The 24,714-nt window shown below is 72.3% G+C and carries 24 protein-coding genes and 2 pseudogenes; 17 read left to right on the forward strand and 9 right to left on the reverse strand.

All coding sequences use genetic code 11. From position 1 onward, the window contains the following. The first annotated feature begins 4 nt into the window (after positions 1-4). The 3 genes from egtB to egtD are packed head-to-tail and all read left to right on the forward strand — an operon-like array spanning position 5 to position 3,197. Complete coding sequence (egtB, locus tag OG299_RS07255) at positions 5-1,354, forward strand: ergothioneine biosynthesis protein EgtB (protein ID WP_327364472.1); 1,350 nt, start codon at positions 5-7, stop codon at positions 1,352-1,354. Then, positions 1,354-2,166, forward strand: a complete 813-nt coding sequence (gene egtC / locus OG299_RS07260; protein WP_327360956.1) for an ergothioneine biosynthesis protein EgtC — start codon at positions 1,354-1,356, stop codon at positions 2,164-2,166. The genes egtB and egtC overlap by 1 nt, the downstream gene beginning before the upstream one ends. Continuing rightward, on the forward strand, positions 2,163-3,197 hold the full coding sequence (gene egtD, locus OG299_RS07265) for an L-histidine N(alpha)-methyltransferase (protein ID WP_327360957.1): 1,035 nt from the start codon (positions 2,163-2,165) through the stop codon (positions 3,195-3,197). Before egtC ends, egtD begins: the two co-directional genes overlap by 4 nt. Positions 3,198-3,436: 239 nt before the next feature. Here egtD and OG299_RS07270 read toward each other — a convergent pair. The 3 genes and pseudogenes from OG299_RS07270 to OG299_RS07280 form a co-directional block, all read right to left on the reverse strand. Continuing rightward, positions 3,437-3,964 (reverse strand): annotated as a pseudogene (locus tag OG299_RS07270) (lysophospholipid acyltransferase family protein); the annotation flags it as partial. Beyond that, positions 3,961-4,830: a GNAT family N-acetyltransferase gene (locus OG299_RS07275; protein ID WP_327360958.1), complete on the reverse strand. Its 870-nt coding sequence runs from the start codon at positions 4,828-4,830 to the stop codon at positions 3,961-3,963. The gene OG299_RS07275 and the pseudogene OG299_RS07270, both read right to left, overlap by 4 nt. A 135-nt stretch (positions 4,831-4,965) precedes the next feature. Continuing rightward, positions 4,966-6,228 (reverse strand): extracellular solute-binding protein, encoded by a 1,263-nt coding sequence (locus OG299_RS07280; protein ID WP_327360959.1) that lies wholly within the window; start codon positions 6,226-6,228, stop codon positions 4,966-4,968. Between the two features lie 175 nt (positions 6,229-6,403). Here OG299_RS07280 and OG299_RS07285 point away from each other — a divergent pair, with 175 nt between their 5' ends. Together OG299_RS07285 and OG299_RS07290 are read left to right on the forward strand one after the other, a co-directional pair. Continuing rightward, on the forward strand, positions 6,404-6,619 hold the full coding sequence (locus OG299_RS07285; protein ID WP_266635375.1) for a dodecin: 216 nt from the start codon (positions 6,404-6,406) through the stop codon (positions 6,617-6,619). A 192-nt stretch (positions 6,620-6,811) separates the two neighbouring features. Then, the gene (locus OG299_RS07290) at positions 6,812-8,860 is read left to right on the forward strand and encodes a calcium-binding protein (RefSeq protein WP_327360960.1); all 2,049 of its coding nucleotides are present in this window, start codon (positions 6,812-6,814) and stop codon (positions 8,858-8,860) included. A gap of 45 nt (positions 8,861-8,905) precedes the next feature. Here the strand turns inward: OG299_RS07290 and OG299_RS07295 are convergent, their stop codons facing one another. Further along, positions 8,906-9,499, reverse strand: coding sequence for an MBL fold metallo-hydrolase (locus tag OG299_RS07295; protein ID WP_327360961.1), 594 nt, complete (start codon positions 9,497-9,499; stop codon positions 8,906-8,908). Between the two features lie 141 nt (positions 9,500-9,640). Here OG299_RS07295 and OG299_RS07300 point away from each other — a divergent pair, with 141 nt between their 5' ends. Together OG299_RS07300 and OG299_RS07305 are read left to right on the forward strand one after the other, a co-directional pair. Next, the gene (locus OG299_RS07300; RefSeq protein ID WP_327364473.1) at positions 9,641-10,597 is read left to right on the forward strand and encodes a GlxA family transcriptional regulator; all 957 of its coding nucleotides are present in this window, start codon (positions 9,641-9,643) and stop codon (positions 10,595-10,597) included. Between the two features lie 17 nt (positions 10,598-10,614). Continuing rightward, complete coding sequence (locus OG299_RS07305) at positions 10,615-11,382, forward strand: PIG-L deacetylase family protein (protein WP_327360962.1); 768 nt, start codon at positions 10,615-10,617, stop codon at positions 11,380-11,382. A 12-nt stretch (positions 11,383-11,394) separates the two neighbouring features. Here OG299_RS07305 and OG299_RS07310 read toward each other — a convergent pair whose 3' ends face one another. Both OG299_RS07310 and OG299_RS07315 read right to left on the reverse strand, forming a co-directional pair. After that, complete coding sequence (locus tag OG299_RS07310) at positions 11,395-11,952, reverse strand: pyridoxamine 5'-phosphate oxidase family protein (RefSeq protein WP_327360963.1); 558 nt, start codon at positions 11,950-11,952, stop codon at positions 11,395-11,397. Positions 11,953-12,025: 73 nt separating this feature from the next. After that, complete coding sequence (locus tag OG299_RS07315; RefSeq protein WP_327360964.1) at positions 12,026-13,015, reverse strand: helix-turn-helix transcriptional regulator; 990 nt, start codon at positions 13,013-13,015, stop codon at positions 12,026-12,028. A gap of 230 nt (positions 13,016-13,245) precedes the next feature. Between OG299_RS07315 and OG299_RS07320 the strand changes: the two are divergent. After that, positions 13,246-13,832: pseudogene (locus tag OG299_RS07320) on the forward strand (DNA glycosylase AlkZ-like family protein). A gap of 27 nt (positions 13,833-13,859) precedes the next feature. On the opposite strand, the gene OG299_RS07325 reads toward OG299_RS07320, so the two are convergent. Then, positions 13,860-14,465 carry a TetR/AcrR family transcriptional regulator gene (locus OG299_RS07325; RefSeq protein WP_327360965.1) on the reverse strand — a complete coding sequence of 202 codons (606 nt, stop codon included), beginning with the start codon at positions 14,463-14,465 and terminating at the stop codon, positions 13,860-13,862. 158 nt (positions 14,466-14,623) lie between these two features. Between OG299_RS07325 and OG299_RS07330 the strand changes: the two genes are divergently transcribed. Then, entirely contained in the window at positions 14,624-15,775 is a 1,152-nt protein-coding gene (locus OG299_RS07330; protein ID WP_327360966.1) for an FAD-dependent oxidoreductase, read from the forward strand. A 66-nt stretch (positions 15,776-15,841) separates the two neighbouring features. Further along, complete coding sequence (locus OG299_RS07335; protein WP_266635367.1) at positions 15,842-16,408, forward strand: DinB family protein; 567 nt, start codon at positions 15,842-15,844, stop codon at positions 16,406-16,408. Positions 16,409-16,451: 43 nt separating this feature from the next. Here the strand turns inward: OG299_RS07335 and OG299_RS07340 are convergent, their stop codons facing one another. Beyond that, entirely contained in the window at positions 16,452-17,024 is a 573-nt protein-coding gene (locus tag OG299_RS07340; RefSeq protein ID WP_266635366.1) for a dihydrofolate reductase family protein, read from the reverse strand. A 308-nt stretch (positions 17,025-17,332) separates the two neighbouring features. Between OG299_RS07340 and OG299_RS07345 the strand changes: the two genes are divergently transcribed. The 6 genes from OG299_RS07345 (at position 17,333) to OG299_RS07370 (ending at position 23,051) form a co-directional block, all read left to right on the forward strand. Continuing rightward, positions 17,333-18,472: an NAD(P)/FAD-dependent oxidoreductase gene (locus tag OG299_RS07345; RefSeq protein ID WP_405706158.1), complete on the forward strand. Its 1,140-nt coding sequence runs from the start codon at positions 17,333-17,335 to the stop codon at positions 18,470-18,472. Between the two features lie 58 nt (positions 18,473-18,530). Next, positions 18,531-19,427: an RNA polymerase sigma-70 factor gene (locus OG299_RS07350; RefSeq protein ID WP_266635364.1), complete on the forward strand. Its 897-nt coding sequence runs from the start codon at positions 18,531-18,533 to the stop codon at positions 19,425-19,427. Positions 19,428-19,846: 419 nt separating this feature from the next. Continuing rightward, positions 19,847-20,401: an XRE family transcriptional regulator gene (locus tag OG299_RS07355; RefSeq protein WP_266635363.1), complete on the forward strand. Its 555-nt coding sequence runs from the start codon at positions 19,847-19,849 to the stop codon at positions 20,399-20,401. A gap of 178 nt (positions 20,402-20,579) precedes the next feature. After that, a complete protein-coding gene (locus OG299_RS07360; protein WP_327360968.1) occupies positions 20,580-21,272 on the forward strand; it encodes a hypothetical protein in 693 nt (230 codons plus the stop codon). A gap of 1 nt (position 21,273) precedes the next feature. Then, positions 21,274-22,449: an MAB_1171c family putative transporter gene (locus tag OG299_RS07365; RefSeq protein WP_327360969.1), complete on the forward strand. Its 1,176-nt coding sequence runs from the start codon at positions 21,274-21,276 to the stop codon at positions 22,447-22,449. Further along, positions 22,446-23,051, forward strand: coding sequence for a hypothetical protein (locus OG299_RS07370; RefSeq protein WP_327360970.1), 606 nt, complete (start codon positions 22,446-22,448; stop codon positions 23,049-23,051). The genes OG299_RS07365 and OG299_RS07370 overlap by 4 nt, the downstream gene beginning before the upstream one ends. A gap of 50 nt (positions 23,052-23,101) precedes the next feature. On the opposite strand, the gene OG299_RS07375 is transcribed toward OG299_RS07370, so the two are convergent. Next, positions 23,102-23,596: a phosphatase domain-containing protein gene (locus OG299_RS07375; protein ID WP_266635359.1), complete on the reverse strand. Its 495-nt coding sequence runs from the start codon at positions 23,594-23,596 to the stop codon at positions 23,102-23,104. Between the two features lie 53 nt (positions 23,597-23,649). Here OG299_RS07375 and OG299_RS07380 point away from each other — a divergent pair, with 53 nt between their 5' ends. Beyond that, on the forward strand, positions 23,650-24,639 hold the full coding sequence (locus OG299_RS07380) for an LLM class flavin-dependent oxidoreductase (protein WP_266635358.1): 990 nt from the start codon (positions 23,650-23,652) through the stop codon (positions 24,637-24,639). Positions 24,640-24,714 lie beyond the last annotated feature (75 nt).

Here is a 24,714-nt window from a genome sequence, read left to right on the forward strand (position 1 = left end):
GCACATGGGCCGCACGCACACGGACCCGAGGCCCACGGACCGTTCGCCCACGGACCGTTCACCCGCGGCCCTGCGCGAGCGCGCCTTCGCGGCCCTCACCGCCGCCCGCGCCCGTACGGCGCTGCTCACCGACGCGGTGAGCGACCGGGACCTCACCGAACAGCACTCCCCGCTGATGTCCCCGCTGGTGTGGGACCTGGCGCACATCGGGAACCAGGAGGAGCTCTGGCTGCTGCGCAACGTGGCCGGGCACGAATCCCTGCGCCCCGAGATCGACCCGCTCTACGACGCCTTCCGGCATCCGCGCTCCGAGCGGCCGAAGCTGCCCCTGCTGGGGCCGGCGGAGGCCCGGCGCTACGCGGCCGAGGTGCGCGGCCGGGTCTTCGACCTGCTGGAGCGCACTGCGCTGGAGGGCTCCGCGCTGCTGGACGACGGTTTCGCCTTCGGGATGATCGCCCAGCACGAACAGCAGCACGACGAGACCATGCTGATCACCCATCAGCTGCGCCGGGGCGGGCCGGTGCTCACCGCCCCGGATCCGGATCCGCCGCAGGGCGCGGCCCCGCCGGCGCCCGAAGTCCTGGTGCCGGGCGGCCCGTTCACGATGGGCACCTCGGCCGAGCCGTGGTCGCTGGACAACGAGCGGCCCGCGCACACCCGCGACACCGGGCCGTTCTGGATCGACACGGTGCCGGTGACCAACGCCGCGTACCAGGCGTTCATCGCCGACGGCGGCTACCGGGACGACCGCTGGTGGGCGGCCGAAGGCTGGGAGCAGATACGCCGGCACGGGATCGAGGCGCCGCTGTTCTGGCACCGGGAGGCCGGGCAGTGGCTGCGCCGCCGCTTCGGCGTGACCGAGCCGGTGCCCGCCGACGAGCCCGTGCTGCACGTCAGCTGGTACGAGGCGGACGCGTACGCCCGCTGGGCGGGTCGGCGGCTGCCCACGGAGGCGGAGTGGGAGAAGGCCGCCCGGCACGACCCGGCCACGGGCCGCTCCACCCGCTACCCCTGGGGCGACGAGGACCCGACCCCCGCGCACGCCAACCTGGGCCAGCGCCACCTGCGTCCGGCCCCGGCGGGCAGCTACCCGGCCGGGGCGTCCCCGCTCGGGGTGCGCCAGCTGATCGGCGACGTGTGGGAGTGGACCTCCTCCGACTTCCTGCCGTACCCGGGTTTCCGGGCCTTCCCGTACCGCGAGTACTCGGAGGTGTTCTTCGGCACGGAGCACAAGGTGCTGCGCGGCGGCTCGTTCGCCGTGGATCCGGTGGCCTGCCGGGGCACCTTCCGCAACTGGGACCTGCCGGTGCGCCGGCAGATCTTCTCCGGCTTCCGGACCGCGAGGGACGTCTGATGTGCCGTCATATCGCGTTCCTGGGGCCGGAGGCGCCCTTGGCCCGGCTGCTGAGCGAGCCGGAGCACTCCCTCGTACGGCAGTCCTGGGAGCCGCGGCGCCAGCGCCACGGCACGGTCAACGCCGATGGCTTCGGCGTCGGCTGGTACGCGGAGGGCGACCCGGTCCCCGCCCGCTACCGGCGGGCCGGGCCGATCTGGGGCGACCTGAACTTCGCCGATCTGGCCCGGGTGGTTCGGACGCGGGCCGCGCTGGCCGCCGTACGGGACGCCACCGTGTTCGGGGCGGACGGGGAGGCCGCGGCGGCGCCGTTCGCGTCCGGGCCGTGGCTGTTCAGCCACAACGGCGCGGTGCGCGGCTGGCCGGAGGCGGCGACGCCGCTCGCGGCCGCCCTGCCGCCCGAGGAGCTGCTGTCCCTGGCGGCGGGCACGGACTCGGCGCTGATCTGGGCGCTGGTGCTGCACCGGCTGCACCGGGGGGACGACCTCGGCACGGCGCTCGCCGAGCCGGTGCGGGAGGTGGCGGCGGCCTCGCCCGACTCCCGGCTGAACCTGCTGATGACCGACGGCACCGGCATCGCCGCGACGGCCTGGGGCGATTCGCTCTGGTACCTGGCCGACACGGTGCATCCGGCCGAGACGGGGCATCCGGCCGACACGGCCCGTCCCGCCGACACGGCGGCGCAGCGCATCGTGGTGGCGTCCGAGCCGTACGACGACGACCCCCGCTGGTGCGAAGTGCCCGACCGGACCCTGCTGACCACCCATGGCACACGGGTCGTCCTGACCCCGCTGAAGGAGATCTCCCAGTGAGCGATTTCCAGTTGACCCGCACCCTCGACGAGCACTCCGCCGAGACCGCTCTGCGCGCGGACGTCCTGCACGGGCTGACGGTGTCCCCGAAGGTGCTGCCGCCCAAGTGGTTCTACGACGCCCGGGGCAGTGAACTCTTCGAGGAGATAACGCGGCTGCCGGAGTACTATCCGACGCGCGCCGAGCGGGAGATCCTGCTGGCACGGGCCGGGGAGATCGCCGCGGCGAGCGGGGCGCGCACGCTGGTGGAGCTGGGCTCCGGCTCCTCGGAGAAGACGCGGCACCTGATCGAGGCGATGCCCGCGCTGGACACGTACATCCCGGTGGACGTGAGCGGGAGCGCCCTGGAGGGGGCGGCGCAGACGCTGCTGGCCGAGCACCCGGGGCTGCACGTGCACGCGCTGGTGGCCGACTTCACGAAGCCGCTGCAACTGCCGCCGGCTCCCGGCCCGCGGCTGGTGGTGTTCCTCGGCGGCACGATCGGCAATCTGCTGCCGCCGGAGCGCGCCGCGTTCCTGGCCTCCGTACGGGCGATGCTGTCGCCCGGGGACGCCCTGCTGATGGGGACGGACCTGGTGAAGGACGAGGCCGTCCTGGTGGCCGCGTACGACGACGCGCAGGGGGTGACGGCCGAGTTCAACAAGAACGTCCTGGCCGTCGTCAACCGGGAGTTGGGCGCGGATTTCCACACCGACGACTTCGCGCACGTCGCGGTGTGGAATCGGGAGCACGAGTGGATCGAGATGCGGCTGCGGGCCCGGTCGGAGCTGGTGGTGAAGGTCCGGGCGCTGGATCTGGTGGTGCCGTTCGCGGCGGGTGAGGAGATCCTGACGGAGGTCTCCGCGAAGTTCCGTCAGGAGGGCGTACGCAAGGAACTCGCCGAGGCGGGGCTGGAGTTGACGCAGTGGTGGACGGACACCGAGGGCCGCTTCGCGCTGTCCCTGGCGGTGGCCGACGGGGAGGACGGCTGGGCCGGCACTCCTGCGAGCAGTGAGGAGGCGGGGACCGGGTCGCAGGCGAGCGCGGCCTGAGCCGCGGCCGCGAGGTCCCGCCGGTCCGCGTAGCGGCCCGGCGGGATCCGCGGCAGCAGCCGGACCTCGGCTTGCACCCCGCGGGCCCGGGCGATCCGCCACAGGGAGGCGGTCAGCGGATCGTCCCCGACGAAGGCGGGCGCCGCGGCGAGGCTCCCGTCCGGCAGCCGGTACGCGAGCTGGACGGGCTGTACGGGCACCCGGGCGTCCAGGGCGGACTGGAAGGCGGCCCGCCGGAAGGGGCCCTGGGCGCGTCCGCACCAGGTGCTGCCCTCCGGGAAGACGGTGACGCGGTCGCCGGCCAGCAGCGCGCGGGTGATGGTCTCGATGGTGTCGGGGAGGGCCCGGATCCGGTCCCGCTCGATGAACAGGGTTCCGCTCTGCCGGGAGAGCGGGCCGAGCACCGGCCAGTCGCGGATGTCGCTCTTGGCCAGCATCCGGCAGGGCAGGGCGGTGGCGACGAGCGGTATGTCCAGCCAGGAGATGTGGTTGGCGACGATCAGGCGGCCGCCGTCCGGGCCGGGACTTCCGTGCACGGTGACCCGTATGCCGAAGGCCCGGAGCAGGGCGGTCGCCCAGGCCCGCACCATCATGTGGCGGGGACGGGCGGGGAGCAGCCGGACCGGCGGGGCGCCCAGGATCCCGAGCAGGATCAGGGCGACGGCGGCGGTGAGCCGGAGCACCGCGCGGGCAGCGCCCGCTCTGTCCCCCTCGTGGCCGGCGCAGGCCTCGGGGGTACAGGGCGAGGTGGGCAGCCAGACGCTCATGCGGCCGGGGCGAGCGAGAGGAAGTGCTTGAGGTAGCGCGGGTTGGTGCGCCGCAGGGAAAGCAGGACGTAGAGGTCGGCGCAGCCGAACTCGGCGTCGAGGGCGGGCTCGCCGCAGACCCAGGCGCCCAGGCGCAGGTAGCCGCGGAGCAGCGGGGGCAGTTCCATGCGCGCCGGGAAGGTGATTCCCTCGGGGTTCCAGGGGAGGTGGGGGGTGACCCGGTACTCCTCGGGGGCGAGGTTGCGGGTGAGGACGCTCTCGCGGGTGGCGGCGGCCAGGACCCCGCCGTCGGCGAGCGGTATCGAGCAGCAGCCGGCGAGCCAGTTGTGGCCGGAGCTGTCCATGTAGCGGGCGAGGCCGGCCCAGATCAGGGCGATGACGGCGCCGTTGCGGTGGTCGGGGTGGACGCAGGAGCGGCCGACCTCGACGAGGTCGGGGCGGACCGGGGCGAGGGCGGAGAGGTCGAACTCGCTCTCGGAGTAGAGCCGGCCGGCGACGGCGGCGCGCTCGGGGGGCAGCAGCCGGTAGGTGCCGACGACCTGCTCGGTCTCCTCCTCGACGACGAGGAGGTGGTCGCAGTACGCGTCGAAGGCGTCGGAGTCCAGGCCGGGCTCGGGTCCGTCGAGGCGGGCGCCGAGCTCGCCGGCGAAGACCTGGTGGCGCAGCCGCTGGGCGGCGCGTACCTCGTCCTCGTTGCGGGCGAGGCGGACGGCGTAGTGGGGGGTGGCGGGGAGGGCGGCGGGTGCCGCGAGGGGTGCGGCCGCGGGGACGGCGGCGGGGGTGACGGCAGCGGGGACGGCCGCGGCGGTGACGATGGGGCTCACGGTGGGGGGAAGGGTGGACGGGGACAGGGGGGCGATGGTCATGGCGGCTCCTGATCCGGGCACGGAAGCCAGGCCGGCAGGTGTGGTGGCCTGGCTCCTTTACTTCTTCCGTGACCGGCTGGATTCGACATGACCGCTCAGCGGCACTTGGATGTGCGAACGCTGAACTCGGCGGACTCAGCGGTCGGCGTTGAGGACCTTGGTGATCGCGTCCGAGGCCGCCTTGGCGGCCTGCCGGGGGTCCTGGCCGGTGAGTACGGCCGTCATGTAGGGCTTGATCGGGTTCTCGGCCTCGACCTGGGCCCAGCGGGCGGACTTCGGGGTGGCCCGGCCCTGGGCGGCTCCGGGCGCCATGCTCGCGGCGCCCTCGTTGCCGTCGACCACGTGCGCGAGGGTGGTCTTGTTCGGTACGTAGCTCATCGTGCGGGCGAGCTCGGTCTGCCAGGTTTCGCTGACCAGGGCGGTGATCACGTCGACGGCTCGGGCCCGCTGCTTCGTCCGTTCGGGGATGATCAGGTCGGAGCCGCCGGTGAAGACGGCGCCGGGCTTGTCGGAGGTCTTGCCGGGGATCGGGAAGAAGCCGAGCCTGCCCTTGAGCGCGGGGTTGGCGGCCTCGATCGCGGCGGCCTGGCCGGGCGGGGCGATGATCTGGGCGACGTGGCCGCGGGCGAAGACCTCGGACTGCGGGGGCGTCTCCTCGTCGGCGTCCTCGGGGCCGTCGCCGAGGGCCTGCAGCTGCTTGTAGAACTCCATGCCGGCCAGGGCCTTCTCGTCGTCGAGGGTGCCGGTCCACTGTCCGCTCGTCTCGACGGCGAGGTCGCCGCCCTCGTCCCAGATGAACCCGGAGAGGACGTACCAGTTCTGCCCGGCCAGGTAGATGCCCTGCTGGTCGCCCTTGTCGAGCTTCTGGGTGGCCTGGATCCAGTCCTGCCGGTTCTTGGGCGGGGTCTTGATCCCGGCGCTCGCGAAGAGGTCCTTGTTGTAGATCACCACCCGGTTGGCGGCGTACCAGGGGATTCCGTACTGGGCCCCGTTGATGCTTCCGGGGTCGGAGAGACCCTTGAGCCAGTCCTTGTTGCCCCACTCGCGCAGGCCCTCGAGGGTGAGTTCGGACAGGCCGCCCGCCTCGATGTACTGGGCGACCTGTGTGTTGCCGACCTCGATGACGTCGGCGCTCTCGCTGCTCTTGCCGGCGAGCACGGCATTGACCTTCTCGCCGATGCCCGTCCACTCCTGGATCTTGACGTCGAGGTCGACGCCGGCGTGCTCCCTTTCGAAGGAGGCGGTGAACTTCGCGATGAAGTCCTCCGACGCGCTGCCCTTCATCAGCCAGAGCGTCACCTTCTGCGTCCCTTCGGCCGATCCTGCCAGCCGGCTGCAGCCGGTGAGGGCGGTCGCGGCGGCGAGGGCGGTGCACACGGCGAGGAGGCGCATCTTCACGAGGGGTCACCTTCTGGGGATCGATCTCAGACGGATCTCAGATGGCTCGAAATTGGCATAGACCAATGGGCGGGTCAAGGGCCTTTCGCTCGGGACTGTTCACACAAAGTTCGCGGAGACGGACTTACTGGGGCACCGTGGAACGAGGCACAAGCACCCACCGTCGGGAGAACCCATGTCCAACCACACCTACCGGGTGACCGAAATCGTCGGCACCTCCCCCGAGGGCATCGATCAGGCCATCCACAACGGGATCACCCGGGCGGGCCAGACGCTGCGCAACCTGGACTGGTTCGAGGTCACACAGGTACGCGGCCACATCGAGAACGGCGCGATCGCGCACTACCAGGTGGGCCTGAAGGTCGGCTTCCGCCTGGACGGCGAGGACTGAGCCCGGCGGGACCGCACAACCCCCGGCCCGGGTCGGCACGGGATCCCCATCACCCCCGTGCGCTCCCCCGCGGGGGTGGTTCCCGGGGCCGAGTGGGCGCAGTACGGCACGGCCCGCAGGGGCGCGGGCGGGCAGCGGCACGAAGCTGTGCGCTGCTCCCTGCACCCCGCGAGGCCGGAGGTTCGTACGCCCATGACCCACGCACACCTGAGACCGGCGGGGCGGCGGCGCCGCAGGCCGGGCCGGACGACCGGGGTGCTGGCCGCCGCGCTCGGCCTGGCGCTCGTACTCGCGCTGCCCGGCGCCGCGGTGGCCGCACCCGGCGACCTGGATCCGACGTTCGGACCCGACGGCCGGGTGGTCACTTCCTTCCCCGGGTCCGCGGAGGGCCACGACATCGCGCGGCAGGCCGACGGCAAGCTGGTCGTGGTGGGCCTGAGCGAGGCGGGCTTCGCGCTCGCCCGGTACGACACCGACGGCAGCCTCGACTCCGCCTTCGCCGGAGACGGTACGGTGACCAGCGACTTCGGCGGCGGCAACCACTCGGCCAACGCGGTGGCGATCCAGCCCTCGGACGGGAAGATCGTCGTGGCGGGCACCACCGAGGTGCTCGCGGAGGAAGGCGGCGGCTGCTGCTTCTTCTCCGTGGCCCGCTACAACACCGACGGCACCCTGGACTCGGGCTTCGGCAACGGCGGCCTGGTACGGGTCGACGAGTTCGGCGGGTCCGCGGACGGCGCGGACGTGGCGGTGCAGCCCGACGGCAAGATCATCGCCGCGGGCAAGGGCGGCGGCGGAGGCTTCGCGCTGGTCCGGCTCGACGCCGGCGGAAACCTGGACCCGAGCCTCGGCGGCGACGGCGCGGTGGTCGCGGGGTTCACGCCCGCCTCGCCCCAGGACGCCGGCGGCACCGCCCGCGGCATGGCCCTCCAGCCGGACGGCAAGATCGTCTCGGTCGGGTACGTGGGCAACACCGCCTTCGACATCGGCGTGGCCCGCTACCTGCCCAACGGCAGCCTCGACCCCGCCTTCAGCGGTGACGGCATGGTGACCGCGGACTTCGGCGGCACCGAGTTCGGCAACGCCGTGGCGGTGCAGCCGGACGGCAAGGTCGTCGCCGCGGGATCCGGCGGTGTCGGCGTCGCCCTGCTGCGCTACAACGCCGACGGCAGTCCCGACGGCGGCTTCGGTACGGGTGGTCGCACCTCGGTCCGCTTCCCCGGCGACGGCGGCGGCGCGAACGCCATGGCGCTCCAGCCGAACGGCAAGATCGTCATCGCGGGGCAGGCCGACGACCCGAACAGCCAGGAGGGCAACGACTTCGGCCTGGCCCGCTTCAACACCAACGGCACGGTGGACACCGGCTTCGACGGCGACGGCTTCGTCGTCACGGGCTTCCTGGACTGGGACGACGCCCGCGGGGTGCTCGTACAGCCGGACGGCAAGATCGTCGCGGCGGGCTACGGGGCAGGCTACGCCTTCGCCGTCGCCCGCTACCAGGGCGGCGACGGCACGGCGCCGCCCCCGCCGCCGAGTGCGGACCTGTCGGTGACGCAGACCGGTACGGCCACCGTGAGCATCGGCGACCGTGCCTCGTACACGGTGACGGTCTCCAACTCCGCGGCATCCACCGCCACCGCGACCGGCGTCACGCTGACGGACACGCTCTCCGGCGCCGGTGCGGGCCTCACCTCGGCCGCTCCCTCGCAAGGGACGTGTACGACCACTGCGGCCGGCGCCAACTGCGCCCTCGGCTCGCTGGCCCCGGGCGCGAGCGCGACGGTCACGGTGACGGCCGAGCCCCGGGCCACCGGCACGGTCACGAACACGGCGAACGTCAGCGCCACCCAGCAGGACCCGGTGACCACCGACAACAGGGCCACCGCGACCACTTCGGTGAACAACGCGCGCGGCTGCACGATCATCGGCACCAGCGGTGCGGACACGCTGACCGGCGGCTACGGCAACGACGTGATCTGCGCCCTCGGCGGCAACGACACCGTCCGCGCGAGCTACGGCAACGACACCGTCCACGGCGGCTACGGCAACGACAACATCGACGGCGGCTTCGGCGACGACACCCTGAACGGCGGCCCGGGCAACGACACCCTGACCGGCTACTACGGCAACGACCGCCTCACCACCACCGACTCCGTCTCGGGCAACGACACCGCCAACGGCGGAACCGGCACCGACACCTGCACCACCGACCCGGGCGACATCCGCATCAGCTGCCCCTGACCTGCCCGCCCCGGAGCGCCCGCCGAGGCGCAGCCCGCCCCACCCTTAACGAGGGGTGGTGTCATCGCCCTTGAAGGGGCCTCCGTGGCCGGGCACGATCAGATCCGCCGCGGCCAGCACCCGCAGGCGGGAGGCGCGCAGTACCTCGCGGTCCGGGGCCACCGGGTCGTCCGCCGGGCCGTTCGCGTGCCACCACAGGTCGCCGGCGAAGGCCACCACGCCCGAGTCCGTGCCGGCCAGCAGCGTGATGTCCTCGTGGCTGTGGCCCGGGGTGCGGATCAGCCGGAGCGACGGGGTGAGTTCGTAGCCCTCCGCGTCGCGGTTCGTCCACTGGTCACCCAGGTACTCCACCTTGTGGTCGTGCACCCGGGCGCGGCCGAAGAGGCCCACGTTCATGGTGTTGTCGGGGTGGTGGTGGCTGAGCACCACGTCGGTGATGTCCTCGGGGCCGAGGCCCAGTTCCGCGAGCGGGGCAAGGATGTCGTCGTGGCTCGCCACCATGCCCGGGTCGAAGATCACGTGCCGTCCCGCGTCGTGTACGTAGGAGACGGTCGCGGCGACTCCGGGGCCGGTGGAGCCCACGTAGCCGGTGGTCAGGACCTTGTATGCGGCGCTGCGGCCGAGCGGTGCGTCTGTCATGGCCTCAATCCTTCCGGGCCCGGCGGGAGTTCACGAGTGGCACTGCTGCCCCTGATCGCAGGATTCGTGCCAACCGTGTGCCACACTGCGACCGTGCCGCCCTTCAAGACCGTTGCCGCGTACGCCCCTCCCGGCGTCGGCATGCTCGCCGTCGGCATCGTCACCGAGGTGTTCGGTCCCCACGGAGCGGCGCTGCCCGGTTTCGACTTCGCCCTGTGCGGCGACCGGCCCGGCCCTGTGCCCACGGACTGCGGCGTAGCGCTCTCCATCGCGCACGGACTGGACCGGCTCGCGGGCGCCGATCTGCTGATCGCCCTGCCCGGGGCCGGATTCCGTACGCCACCCGCCCCCGCCGTACTCGACGCGCTGAGGGCCGCGCACGAGCGCGGCGCCGTGGTCGCGGCCCACTGCGTCGGGACGTTCGCGCTCGCCGCCGCCGGCCTGCTCGACGGCCGGCGGGCGACCACCCACTGGAGGTTCGCCGAACTGCTCGCCGGCCGCCACCCGGACGTCACCGTGGAACCCGACGCGCTCTACATCGACGAAGGGAGCGTCGTCACGGGCGCGGGGGCCGCGGCGGGCTTCGACCTGTGCCTCCACCTGCTGCGGCGGGAGCACGGTGCCGCGCTGGCCAACGGGGTCTCCCGGGACATGGTGCTGCCCTCCCACCGCGACGGCGGGCAGGCCCAGTACCTGGCCGCGCCGGTCCCCGAGAACGGCCGGGACGAGCGGCTCGCCGAGGTCCTCGGCTGGGCCCGCGAGCACCTCCACGAGCCGCTGCCCGTCACGGAACTGGCCCGCCGCGCGATGATGAGCAGACGCTCCTTCGCCCGCCGCTTCACCGCCGCGACCGGCACGACCCCGCACGCCTGGCTGCGCAGCCTGCGCCTGAGCAAGGCCGAGGAACTCCTCGAAACCACCGACCTCCCGGTCGAGGAGATCGCCCGCCGGGTCGGATACGGGAGCGCCGCGGTGCTGCGCGAACAGTTCGTACGCCGCCGCGGAGTCCCGCCCCGCGCCTACCGCCGCGCCTTCACCCGCACGACGCAGGAACCCGTCCGCGCACCACGTCCACCACTCCTGCCCCCCGTGGGCTGACTGAAAGGTGGTGCCCCATGCCGGCGCCGAGCGTTCTGGCGTTCTTCGCGCATCCCGACGACGAGGCCCTGTTCGCAGGCGGCGTCCTCGCCCGGCACGCCGCTGCGGGCGCCCGGACCGCGGTCGTGACCGCGACCTGGGCGGCCGGGACCGGGCGGGCCGCCGAGCTCGCCGATGCCCTCGAGATCCTCGGTGCCGGTGCGCCCCGACTGCTCGGCTACGCCGACGCCCGCGTCCCCTCCTCGGCCCCGGGCCGGCCACGGTTCTGCGACGCCCCACTGGACGAGGCGGTGGGCGCCGTGGTCGCCCGGATCAGGGAGTTCCGGCCGCAGGTCGTCATCGCCAACGACGCCTGCGGGGGCCTGACCGGGCATCCGGACCACGTTCACGCCCACAGGCTCGCGGTCCTCGCCGTCCACGCGGCCGGTCTCGGCCGGTTGTACCCGGCTGCCGGAGATCCCTGGCAGCCGACGGCCCTCCACCTCGCCGCCCACCCCCACTCAGCCGCCCGGGCCCTCGGCGGATACCTCCTCCGGCCCGGCACAGCGGTGGACAGCGCGTACTCCGTGCCGGACGAGATGGTCACGGCCGTCGACGTCCGGCCCTGGGTCGAGCAGAAGCTGGCCGCCATCGCGGCCCACCGCAGCGAGGTGGAGCGGGGCGCCGCCCCGGGCCGCATCGCCGCCCTCGCACCCGAGGTCCAGCGTCGCGTCATGGGCACGGAGTGGTACATCCGCCACGACCTCGCCCCCGCGACGGGGCGGGACCCGCTGCTGGTGCCCTGATGGCCCTGTCGCTCAGAACGCCCAGCGCGTATGGCTGTACACCCCGTTGTCCCGGCCGAAGCCGTACGCCGTGGTCGGGGTCACCGCGAACACCACCGCGTCCCCCTTCCGGAACGCGTCCCCGATCCCGTGGAAGGTGCCCTCGGCCGAGGTGATGTGCGCCCCGTACTTCGCCTCGTACGCCGCGATCACCTCCTCCAGCACCGCAGGATCGGCGACCAGCTCAGCCGTGCCCTCGACCACGAGGTCGAGCCCTGCGGTGAGCGAGTTCCCTCCGGTGGTCAGCGCACAGTGCCCGTCATGAGCGAGGTTCTTCGCCTTCTGCTCGCCCGCGCCGGTCGAGAAGTACAGCATCCCGCCGTGCCAGGTCGCGATCACGGGGGTGACGTGCAATCGGCCGTCGGGTCGCACCGTGGAGACCCAGAAGATCTCGGCGGCCTCCAACTGGCGCTGGGCCGCGTCCCATTCGGTCGCGGTGACGTCCGCGGCACCCGGGCGGGGATTGAGCGCGGAGCTGTAGCGCGCGTCGAGCTCGGTCGTGGGTTGCTGCGCAGGTCCTTGTGCCGGCATGTCGGACCTCCTTCCTCCCCCCATAACGACCGGCCGACCGCCCGGAAACGCGCGGCCGAGGAAGGTCGTGAGGTCAGGACGGGATGGGCTTGCGGGCGGCGTGGGCGCAGCGGGCGGCGAGGCGGGCGAATGCGTCGTTGAGTCCGGGTGGGCCGATGACCTCGATGTCGGTGTCGAAGCTGCCGATGGTGGCGGCCAGGGCGGTCCACGACCAGGAACCGAGGGTGAGCCGGCAGCGGTCGGGGCCGAGTTCTTCGACGATTCCGTCTCGGGCGAAGGGGGCGACTGCGGTGGCGGGGAGGCCGAGGACGACTTCGCCTCGGCAGGGCCAGTCGGTGGTGGTGCCGTCGGAGCCGCGGAACCGGCTCGTGACGAACGCCGCCACGTCGCCTGCGGGGAGTTCGCGCGGGGTGAAGCGGGGGCCGGTGGGGGTGCGCGGCTGTACTCGGTCGACGCGGAAGGTCCGCCAGTTCGCACGGTCGAGGTCCCAGGCCAGGAGGTACCAGCGGCCGCGCCGGGTGACCAGGTGGTGGGGCTGTACCCGGCGGCGCTGCCCGGCAGCCGCCGTGCCGTCCGTGGCGTAGTCGAAGCGGAGTTCCGCATGGGTGTGGACGGCGGTGCTCAGGTCCCTCAGGACGTGGGCGTCGGCCGGAGGTGCGTCCCCGCTCGCCGGCGGGCGGACGGCTGTGATGCGCAGCGTGTCCATGCGGTGGCGCAGCCGGGGCGGCATGACCTGGCGGATCGTGGCGAGGGCGCGGGCAGCGTCCTCGGCGAGCGTGGTGCCGGCTGCGGCCGTTTGCAGTGCGATGGTCAGGGCCACGGCCTGGTCGTCGTCGAACAGCAGTGGGGGCAGATGCGCACCCGCATCCAGGCGGTATCCGCCGGAGGGTCCTTTGACGGCCGTGATCGGGTAGCCGAGTTCCCGTAGGCGGTCCATGTCGCGGCGAACCGTGCGCGGGGTGATGCCGAGCCGCCCGGCGAGGTCCTCGCCCGACCAGGCAGCAGAAGGACGCGTCTGGAGCAGTGAGAGCAGCGCGAGCAGGCGCGAGGACGTCTTGTGCATGTCCGTCATCCTGCCCGCAGTACAGGACAGATCCTGTCCGCTACCCCTGCAAGGGTGGGATCAGAGCCGCCGGGGGAGCAACGCCCCCGGCCACGGCGGCCGCGCCGGGCCCGGCTCTCGCCGCGGCGGCTCACATGCGAGGAACCGACAGCAAGGAGCAGCCATGTCCGTCACGGCCCCCACCCGCCTTCGGCCTCCGGCCGGCGGACACGCAGCCGCCTGAGCACACCATGACCGTCCTCGACACACGCGCCCTGAACCGTGCCACCCTCGCCCGTCAGTACCTGCTCGAGCGTGCGGACACACCCGTCCGCGACGCCGTGGCGCACCTGTGCGGAATGCAGGCGCAGCAACCCCAGGAGCCCTTCATCGGACTGTGGTGGCCGACATCCGCTCCTGGTGCGGCCTCGCCGGTCTGCCCGCCGCCGTCAAGGCCGTCCGCGAGGAGCTCGTCACCTTCCGCGACGAACGCGGCCGCGAGCTCCTCGACCTGCCGGACGCCCCGCGCCCACACCGGGACACCCCCGCGCCCGTACGGTTCCTGCCGGCATTCGACAACGCGATCCTCGGCTACCAGGACCGCAGCCGGATCATCGACGACGCCCACCTCGGCCTGTCCGTCGCCGGCCGGCGCGCCGTCCTCGTCGACGGACGTGTCGCCGCCACTTGGACCGTGCACGATGACCGGCTCACCGTCGCCCCACTGCGCCCCCTCTCCGCCCCGGAGCGAGAGGCCGTCCACGCCGAAGCCCGGGCGCTGACCACTTTCCTGGCCGAGGACATCGACCGCGTACGCATCGCTGCCTACAACGGCTGAGACCACCCCCTATCCGGTTGCCGTGCCTCAGGCTCCCGGACCGACGCCGTTCCACCCTCGTTCGAGGAGGTCGAAGGCGCGGACCACCCTTTCGCGGTCGTCGGCGCGTCCGCGCGCGGTGCGGGGTGCTTCCAGTGCGAAGTGGGCGAGCGCCGCGCAGTGCGGATCGTCGGCGGGAGCTCCGGTCGCCTCGGCGATGGCGTGTGCGAGCGCGGTTTCGTGGCGCAGCCACATGCTCTGGGCGTAGTCGCGCAGGGCCGGGGTGCTCTCCACGAGTTCGACGAACGCGGCGAAGTCCGCGTCGCCGTCCCGGGCGCCGACCCGGTGGCGCAGGGCGTGCTCGCGCAGGGCCGCGGGCACGGACTGGCCCCGGGGCCTGTCGCGTACGGCGGCCAGCAGCCGGGCTTCCTGGTCGGCGTCCTCGTCGAAGACGAGTGCCTCTTTCACGGGGAAGTGCTTGAAGAGGGTGGTGGTGGACACGTCTGCCGCGTCGGCGATGTCGCGGATACCGACCTGGTCGTAGCCGCGTTCGAGGAACAGGCGCAGAGCGGCATCGGCCAGGGACTGCCGGGTGGCGGCCTTCTTGCGCTCGCGGCGTCCCGGCGGCACGGGGTTCGTGGTCTTCTCGCTCATGCCCCAACCCTACATCTCCGGTTGAGCAGCTTCAAAAGTTGCGTTGTTGCACTTTTGGATCGAGCGTGCTCTTCTGGAACGGCTCGGCCGCGTGGCACTGCCCGGCCGCAGCGTTCCCCTCTCCTGCCTGACGAGCCTCCTAGAAACGGAGCACCACCATGACCAGCTCCAGCGCGCCCCGCATCGCGATCATCGGCGCCGGACCCGGCGGCCTGACCTGCGCCCGGATCCTCCAGCAGCACGGCATCGCCGCCACCGTCCACGAACGGGACGCCTCCCGCTCCGCCCGCGACCAGGGCGGCACCCTCGACATGCACCCCCACTCAGGCCAGGACGCCCTGCGCCAAGCCGGGCTGCTGCAAGACTTCCTGGCGCTGGCCCGCCCCGAAGGCCAGCAGATGCGCCTGGTCGGGCGCGACGGAAGCGTCCTGTTCGACGCCGTACCGCCCGGGGCCGACACCGAAGACGGCAACCCGGAAATCGACCGCGGCCGGCTGCGCGACCTCCTGCTGGACTCCCTCGAACCCGACACCGTGCACTGGAACCACAAGCTCGCGCACGTCGAACCCCTCACCGGAGGCACCCACCGCCTGCACTTCGCCGACGGCACCACCACCGGGGCCGACCTCGTCGTCGGAGCCGACGGAGCCTGGTCGCAAGTCCGCCGCCTGCTTTCCGGCGCAACGCCGGTCTACACCGGCGTCACCTTCGTCGAAACCGGTCTGGACGACGCCGACACCCGCCATCCCGCGCTCGCGTCCCTCACCGGCGACGGCACCATGATGGCCCTCGACGACAACCGGGGCTTCGTCGCCCAGCGCAACAGCCACCAGCACATCCGCGTCTACATCGGCATGCGCACCGACGAGAACTGGCACCAGAAGGCCGGCGTCGACCTGGCCGACGAAGGCGCCGTCCGCGAAGCGCTGCTCGAGGAGTTCACCGGCTGGGGTCGCGGCCTGCTCGACTTCATCGCCGACACCGACACCGGGTACGTCAACCGGCCCCTGTACGCCCTGCCCGTCCCGCACGCCTGGCAGCGCACCCCCGGCCTCACCCTCCTCGGCGACGCCGCCCATCTCATGTCGCCGTTCTCCGGGATGGGCGCGAACCTCGCCATGCTCGACGGCGCCGATCTCGCCCGCGCCCTCATCGACCACACCTCCGTCGACGACGCCGTCCGCGCCTACGAGAACCTGCTGCTTCCCCGCTCCAGGGAGGCGGCCGAAGGCGCCGCCGAGGGGATCGACAGCGCCTTCGCGCCCGACAGCGCCGCCCAGACCCTCGCCCACATGTCCCGAAACCACTGACGGCAAGCGCAGAACCGGAAGCCGGAGCAGGAAGTCGGTAGCGGACTCGGGCCGTCACGGACGATCATGCAACGCATGAGCGACCGACCCGCACGATGGACCCAGGCCACCGTCTACCCCGACATGTGGGCCGACCCGGACGACGACCTCCGCAACAACGAGGACAGTCCGGAGGGCGAGCCGGCGACACTGCTGGACTTCCTGACGAACTACCGCATCACCCTGCGGATGAAGTGCGAGGGTCTGGATGCGGAGCAGCTGGCCCGCCGGTCGGTTCCGCCGTCGACGATGTCGCTGCTCGGGCTGATCCGGCACCTCGCCGAGGTGGAACGGGACTGGCGCAACTGGATCAGCGACGGCGAGCCGCTGTCGAAGCTGTACGGCGCGAGGGACGCGGACTTCCAGGGAGCGGTCGCCGAGCAGGCCGCCGTGGACGCCGCGTACGCCGATCTGGAGCGTGAGCAGGCCGCGACCGACGCTGCGCTGGCCGAGCACCCGGACCTGAGCGAGCGCGTGGGCAAGGACGGGATCGCCGTTCGGGAGCTGATGGTGCACCGGATCGACGAGTACGCCCGCCACTGCGGGCACGCCGATCTGTTGCGCGAGTGCATCGACGGAAGGGTGGGCCAGTGACGGCGTCCGGGGTCCTCGACCGGCACCACCCTCGGGCGCCCCGTCAGCGGACGACGTCGAACACGTTCTTCTGCAGGCCGTTGGCGTAGGCCTCGTGCTCGACCAGCTTCAGCTTCTGGGCGTCCTTGTCCGTGGCGCTGAACAGGCGCTTGCCCGCGCCGAGCAGCAGCGGGAAGACGAGCAGGTGGTAGCGGTCGATCAGGCCGGCGTCCGAAAGGCTCTGGTTCAGGGCGGCGCTGCCGTGGACGATGATCGGGCCGCCCTCGGTCTCCTTCAGCGCGGCGACCTCGTCGAGCGAGCGCAGGATCGTGGTCTCGCCCCAGTTCGTCACCAGGTCGTCCTCGGTGAGCGTGGTGGAGACGACGTACTTCGGCATCACCTTGTAGTCGGCGAAGTCCGCCATGTCGGGCCACACCGGGCTGAAGGCCTCGTAGCTGGTCCGGCCGAGCAGCATCGCGGCGGCTTCCTTCTGCTCACGGCCCTTGATCTCGAACGCCTCGGGGAGGAACTCGACGTGCTTGAAGGTCCATCCGGAGTTCCGGTATCCGGGCTCGCCGCCCGGGGCCTCCACGACGCCGTCGAGCGAGATGAAGGCGGTGCTGATCAGGGTGCGCATCTGAAGTTCCTCGGTGTCTCGTGTCTGGTGCTCAGCGGATCGCGTCGGTGCACGCTGCGGCCGCAGGCGCGGCGGCTGCAGTGCACCCACCATGCCGTACGACTGCGGATCACGCAGAAACTCATCGGTCGTCGAAGTCCGGGGCCGTGTCTCGGCCGAGACCGCCCCGTGGAGTGATCCGCCTCACACGGTGTCACAACGGCCGACCGCGCGGTGTCTTGAGGCCGTAGCCAAAATACGAAGGAGACACCGTGACCGGGACTGGGAACACCGAGGTGGTCGTGATCGGCGGCGGATACGCCGGGGTCATGGCGGCCAATCGACTGACGCAGCGCAACGACGTGACCGTCACTCTGATCAACCCGCGCCCGACCTTCGTCGAGCGGATCCGCCTGCACCAGGTGGTGGGCGGGTCCCACGACGCGGTCGTCGACTACCGAGACGTGCTGGCCGGGGGCATCGGTCTCGTGGTCGACACCGTGGCACGGATCGACGCGGCCGGGCGCAGCCTCACGCTCGCGAGCGGCGGCGCGGTCGGCTACGACTACCTGATCTACGCGGTGGGCAGCGGCAGCGCCGACCCGCGCGTGCCCGGAGCGGCCGAGTTCGCCCACCCCATGGCCGACCTCGAGGAGGCGCAGCGGCTGCGGCAGATCGTCGACGCCGCTCCCGCCACGGCTGCGGTGACCGTGGTCGGCGCCGGTCCGACCGGCATCGAGACCGCCGCCGAGCTGGCGGAGGCGGGCCGGACCGTGACCCTGGTCTGCGGCGACGTGCTCGGCCCGTACCTGCACCCGCGGGGTCGGCGCTCGGTCGCCGAGCGGCTGGCCGAACTCGGTGTGACCGTGCTCGAGGGCCCCGGCGCGAAGGTGACGGCGGTGACGCGCGACGCCGTGGAGCTCGCCGATGGCCGACAGCTCCCGAGCCCGGTGACCATCTGGACCGCCGGATTCGGCGTCCCGGACCTGGCCGCGCGCAGCGGGCTGAGCACCGACGCCCTGGGCCGCCTGCGCACGGACGAGACCCTGACGAGCGTGGACGACGTACGCATCGTCGCGGCCGGGGATTCGGCGGCGCCGTCGGACCTGCCGCTGCGCATGAGCTGCCAGGCCGCCGGGCCGCTGGGCGGGCACGCCGCCGATACGGTGCTCAACCGGATCGCGGGTGAGCAACCTGCGGCGATCGCCCTGGGGTTCGTCGGCCAGTGCATCAGTCTGGGGCGCCGGACCGGCATCTTCCAGGTCGCCCGCAGGGACGACAACGCGATGTGGCTCCACCTCGACGGCCGCCCTGCCGGGAAGCTCAAGGAGTTGATATGCCGGGGCACCGTCAAGCAGCTGGCCAACGAGGCCCGCAAGCCCGGTTCGTTCACGTGGTCCTGGGCCAAGGACACCAAGCGCCGGCCCCTGCTGGAGGCCAGGCGCGTCGAGGCGCCGGCCACCCGCTGAACACCGCATCGAACGGATGATCAGATCTGACACCCATCAGCGAACGAGAGGGCGGGACATGAGCGACCGCGCCACCGACCTGGCGACCGAGGCGTTCGTCGCCCACCGCAACCTGCTCTTCACCGTCGCGTACGAGATGCTCGGATCGGCGGCCGACGCGGAGGACGTCCTCCAGGAGACCTGGCTGCGCTGGGTCGAGGTCGACGTGGAGCAGGTACGTGACCAGCGCGCCTACCTGGTCCGGATCACGACCCGGCAGGCGCTCAACCGGCTGCGCACGATGAGCCGCCGCAAGGAGGCGTACGTCGGCCCGTGGCTGCCCGAGCCGCTGCTCACCGCGCCGGACGTGGCCGAGGACGCCGAGCTCGCCGAGAGCGTGTCGATGGCGATGATGCTCGTCCTCGAGACGCTTTCGCCGACGGAGCGCGCCGTCTTCGTGCTGCGCGAGGCTTTCGACGTCAGCTACGAGGAGATCGCGGCGGCCGTCGACAAGAGCCCCGCGGCCGTCCGCCAGATCGCGCACCGCGCGCGCCGGCACGTCGATGCCCGCCGTCCTCGCGAGGTGGTCTCCCCGAGCCAGACCCGGGCGGTCCTGGAGTCGTTCCGGCGGGCGCTCTCCACAGGGGACGTGCAGGGCCTCCTTGCCGTACTGGCCCCTGGGGCCGTCCTGGTGAGCGACGGCGGCGGCATCAAGCAGGCCGCGCCGCGGCCGATCGTCAGCGCGGACAAGGTGGCCCGCTTCATCATCGGCGGCGCCGGCAAGAAAGGAGCCGCGCTCACCAGCGACCCCACCGTGGTCAACGGCAACCCGGCGCTCGTCCTGCGGCTGGACGGGGAGATCGACGGCGTCCTGGCGATCCGTGTCGAGGACGGCCGTATCACCGGCCTCTACTACGTCCGCAACCCCGAGAAGCTGTCCCGCGTCGAATCCGAGACCGCGCTCACTCTGCGGTGAACGCCTGAACTGCGGTGGCCGAGCAGCCGCGGTCGGCGTAAGGGTTCTTACGCCGACCGGGCAGGGTCACACCGGCGAGCCGACCGCCCCCGTGGGCTGCGGACCCCCGTCCCCCAGCCCACGGCCGAGGCAGACCGGCTCCCGGCGCATCGCGCCCCCGGCAAGGGGGCGCACCTCCCGTGCTCAGCGAGCTAGACGTGAAACGTCGAGCACTTGAGCACCGATGCATCTAGCGGACTAGATGGCTGGATGAACATACGTCGTCTCACATGCGCCCTGTCAAGCGACCGGCACGATGCACATGCGGCAACGTGCCGCGGGTCACTTTCACGGGAGTGCGCCAGCCGGGTAGACGGACTTCGTTGCACTGTGTGGCGAGATCCATCTAGGCCGGTAGATAATGAGGATGTGGTTCAGCAGTGGACCACGAAGTCCAGCAGGAGACGGGAGCAGTGACGGTGATGGGCGAGGAGACCCCCACCGGCCGGCGGGACACCATGGGCGACCGCCTCGGTTTCCTGATCGAGACGATCCACCCGGCGGGCCGCGGTCCGTACACGTACCAAGAGATCGCCGACGGCACGAGGCAGCTGCCCGGCCCCTCCGTCTCGCACGGCACGGTCCAGACCATCCGCTTGAACAACAATCCGAACCCCGGTATCGACTCGATCCGCGCGATCGCCAACTTCTTCGGCGTCACCGTCGGATACCTCGCCGACGGCGAGAACGCCGACGCGATCGAGCAGCGCATCGAGGAGAGGATCTCGCGGCTGCGCGAGGAGATGGACAAGGCCGCCGCGGCCGACGAGTTCGCCCAGGTCCTGGAGGACGAGCAGGTCAAGGCTGCGGCCTTCCGCCTCAGCGGACTGTCCGCCGGGTCCATGAGGTCCGTCACCGGTCTGATCAAGCAGCTCCGGAAAGCCGAAGGGCTTCCGGACGTGAAGCCCCGCCGTCGCCGCCCCAAGGAATCGTGAGGCGAGATTCAGCCACGCGACCCGCATGAACAAGCGAGTTTCAGTCTGTCGAGACACCCTTTTTCCGCCACTGCACGCTTCCGGCTACCCTCGAGCCGATCAGGAGTGCGAAGCAGGCGAGCGGCACGGAGCAGTTGAGCTCCGCGCCGGGGACAGCTGACGTGCGGGGAGAGCAACTATGCGCTGGTGGAAGCGCGCCGATGCGGAGTGCACCACCGTTGCGGACCGACTCGTCATCCCCCAGCCGTTCGACCTCGGGGTGTTCTGCGCAGGCATAGCCGAGCAGCGTGGCCGGCCACTGATCCTGCTGCCCCTCGACGGGCCTCCCGACCCGGCCCTGCCGTGCGGGATCTGGCTCGGCCTGGAGGTCGCCGACCTCGTCTTCTACGATGCCGTCGCGGCCGAGATCCTCAAGGTGCAGATCGTCCTCCACGAGATCTCCCACATGCTGCTCGGGCATGTCGCCCCCGAGCTCGAGCTGCCGCAACAGCCGTCGCAGGGCGAGATCGCCCGCGCCTCCGAGCACTTCCACCGCCTGCTGACACGTACGCAGACGACCGTCTCCGGTCTCGACCGCCCCGACCTTCCCGTGGCCTCGATCATCCGCACCGAGGCGGCCCGGATCAGGACCGTGGCCCGCATGACCGAATCCATCGACGAGGAACTCGGCCTCGACATCGGCCGCCTGGCGCACCTCATGGGGCGCAGCAAGTTCGCGAGCCCGCAGGAGCGACAGGCGGAGACCCTGGCCACGCTCATCCACGAGCGGGCCGGCCGCTATACGGCGCAGTCGACTTCCGGCGAGGCCGAGGACCGTCTCGTACGCCTCCATGACGCCCTCGGGCACCCCGTTCGAAACACGTGGTCGTGAAGTGAAACACCTCGAAATCGCCGTCTTGATCATGCTCTGGGCGGTGACGATCTGGCGGGTCCCCTCGGCCGTTCGAACCGTCAAGCAACGAGCTCTGTGGAGGGCGTTCGCCGCCCTGACCCTCTCCATGACGCTCCGCCTCCCCGGGCTGATGCACGCCTTGGACGACCGGGCAGGGGTCAACAACCTGTCCACCCTCGTCAAGCACTGGCTGGGTGTGATCGCGGCCGGCGCGGTCGTCGACTTCGTCGTCGCCATCGCCCGGCCGGAAACCGGCGCCGGCGGCCGGCTGCGCGCCCGCCACTACGTCGCGTTGACCGCGATGGCGGCCATGGCGGTGCTCTTCGCCTTCTTCGTCCCGCGGCACCACGAGATGACCGAGTTCTTCGAGGAGAGCGCGGGCAACGGCTGGGCCACGGTCTACTACCTCGTCTTCGTCACCTACCTCGGCATCGCGATGGCCACCGCCACCTGGCTCTTCTGGGGCAGCGCGCGGCACGCCAGCGCCCGATGGCTCCGGACCGGCGTACGCCTCATGGGCATCGGGACCGCCGTCGGCGTCCTCTACACCCTGGTGCGGTCCGGGTACATGACGAGCCGCCTCGTCGGCCTCACCGACAGCACCGGCGACATCGCGGTCGACAACGCCACCGACGCCCTGAAGTACGTCGCGATCGGCTTCATCCTCGTCGGAAGCAGCATCCCCGCGTTCGGCGTGGCCTGGCGCACCGTCCAGGACGGCCGCCACCACCGCCGGCTCCGGCCGCTCTGGCAGGACCTGACCGCCGTCACTCCCGACATCGTCCTCAAGACCGGACTCCTGCGCAGCCCGCGCCTGCGGCTGTACCGGCGGGTGATCGAGATACGTGACGCCGCCCTGGCCCTCGACGCGTACGCCGACGACGGCGTACGCGAGCGTGCGCACAGCGCCGCGCGGCAGGCAGGGTTCGACCCGGCGACGAGCCCGGCGGCCGAAGCCCTCTGGATGCGGGCCGCACGCGAAGGCAAGGCCCGCGGCGCCCTGCCCGCCGCAAGCACCCAGGAGCCGGGCACCGTCGGAATCGACGACCTCGACTTCGCCACCGAGGTGTCGAGGCTCGTCCAGCTCGCCCGGGTCTACCACTCCCCCGTGGCCGACGACTTCCTCACCGCGACCAGCGCGGAGGCAACGGCGTGACGACCGCGATGACGCCGACCACCCGGACCGGCGAGTCCCGGGCCGCCCGCCTGATCACCGACGGGCTCGACCCCAAGACCTGGATCATCGCCGACACCGTCCTCATCGGCTGGCACACCGGCCGGCTCGCCGGGATCGGATGGGGCCTCCTCGGCTGCCTGTTCGCCGCGGCCATTCCGCTGGCCTTCATCAAGTTCGGCATCCGCCGCGGCCGCTGGGCCGACCGGCACGTCGGCCAGCGGCGTCAGCGCATCATCGTGATGACCTTCGTCACCGGCTCGGTCGCCACCGGTATCGCGCTGCTGTGGGCCTTCGGCGCCCCCCGGGCCATGATCGCGCTGATCTCGGCCATGCTGGTCACGCTCGCGGCCCTCCTCGCCGTGACCCCTGCGTGGAAGATCAGCGTGCATGCAGCCGTCTCCTGCGGAAGCGTCGCCATGCTCGCCATGACGTACGGGCCCTGGGCGCTCCTCGCCTACCCCCTGGTCGCCGTCGTCGGCTGGTCCCGGGTCGAGCTCAAGGACCACACCGTTGCCCAGGTTCTGGTGGGCGCCGGCGTGGGCGGGGCCGTCGCGGCCGGCACCTTCGCGCTGGTCCGATAGGCGACCCGGGCCGGCGCGGCGCGTTCGCCCGCGGCCCGGCCGACCCGGCCTCAGGTGCGGCCCTCGCCCTCCTGGGCGGTCTTGAGCTCCGGCGCGTCCGCCGCCCAGTCCGCCAGGACCACCTTGAAGCCTTCGGCGCGGGCGGCCTGGCAGACGAGCTCGTCGTCGTCCACGAGCATCCGCAGCTCCCGGCCCCGGGCGATCCGCCGCAGCACCTCCAGCTTGGTGGTCCGGGCCGGCCTGCGGTCCTGGTTCCCGCGCATCCACACCCTCCCCTGCGGCAGCCCGTGCCGGGTCAGCCACTCCTCCGTGTCCGCGCGGCACCGCTCCGGGCGCCCGGTCAGGTACACGACCTCGCAGTCGGCCGCCTGTTCCACCGCCAGCGCCACCCCGCGCGCGAGCGGCGGGTCGGCCGGGGCCGCGCCGAAGAAGCCGTCCCAGTCCCGGGGGCGGCGCTCCAGGAAGTGCTGGCGGTGGTCGGTGTCGGCCAGGGTGTTGTCGATGTCGAAGACGGCCAGCGGCCGACGGTGGTTGCTGTCGCTCATGCGGGTCAGAGTAGGCAGGGAATCCTTTCGGCGCGCATGCGTTACAGCCCTGTGTGATCCGGAAACTCTCCATCCTCGACCGGTCCCGCACCCGTGAGGGGCACCCGCCCCCGCAGGCCCTGCGCGACACCGTGGAGCTCGCCCGCGCGGCGGAGCGGCTCGGCTACCACCGCTTCTGGGTGTCCGAGCACCACAGCGTCCCCGGGGTCGCAGGCTCCGCGCCGACCGTACTGGCCGCCGCCGTCGCCGGGGCCACGCAGCGGATCCGGGTCGGCACCGGCGGGGTGATGCTGCCCAACCACCAGCCGCTCGTGGTCGCCGAGCAGTTCGGGGTCCTGGAGTCACTGTTCCCGGGCCGGATCGACATGGGGCTCGGCCGCTCCGTCGGCTTCACCGGCGGGATCCGCCGGGCGCTGGGCCGCGACACCGGGGACGCCGACCGGTTCGAGGAGCAGCTGGCGGAGCTGCTGGGCTGGCTCGACGGCAGCCAGCGGGCGCATCCCGAGGTGCACGCCCACCCGGCGCAGGGGCTGCGGATTCCGGCGTACGTGCTGGCCACCGGCGAGGGCGCCGGGATCGCGGCCCGGGCCGGGCTGCCGGTGGTGGTGGGCGACCTGCGGGCCCGGGGGCGGGCCGCGGAGATCATCGGGCGCTACCGCGAGGAGTTCCGCCCCTCGGCCGGCGGCTCGCAGCCGTACGTGGTGGTCTCCGGGACGGTGGCGGTGGCGCCGACTGCGCAGGAGGCCCGGCGCATCCTCATCCCGGAGGCCTGGTCCCTCGCGTACTCCCGCACCCGGGGCAGCTTTCCGCCGCTGCGCCCGGCGCAGGAGGTGGAAGCCCTGGCCATGACCCCGAAGGAGCGGGAGCTGTACGAGGGAGGGCTCGCCGGGCACATCCACGGCACCGAAGAGCAGGTCGCGGCGGAGCTCGCCGAGGTGGCCGAGCTGACGGGTGCGGACGAGCTGCTGGTCACCACGTCCACGTACGACCGCGCAGCGCTGCTGGATTCCTTCGAGCGGCTGGCCCGGGTGGCCGGGCTCTGATCGGGGGCGGTCCGCAGACGCCGCCCGTACGCACGGCCCGTACGCACGGCCCGTACGCGCCGCCCGTACGCGTGG

The organism is Streptomyces sp. NBC_01296 (assembly GCF_035984415.1).
GTDB lineage: Bacteria > Actinomycetota > Actinomycetes > Streptomycetales > Streptomycetaceae > Streptomyces.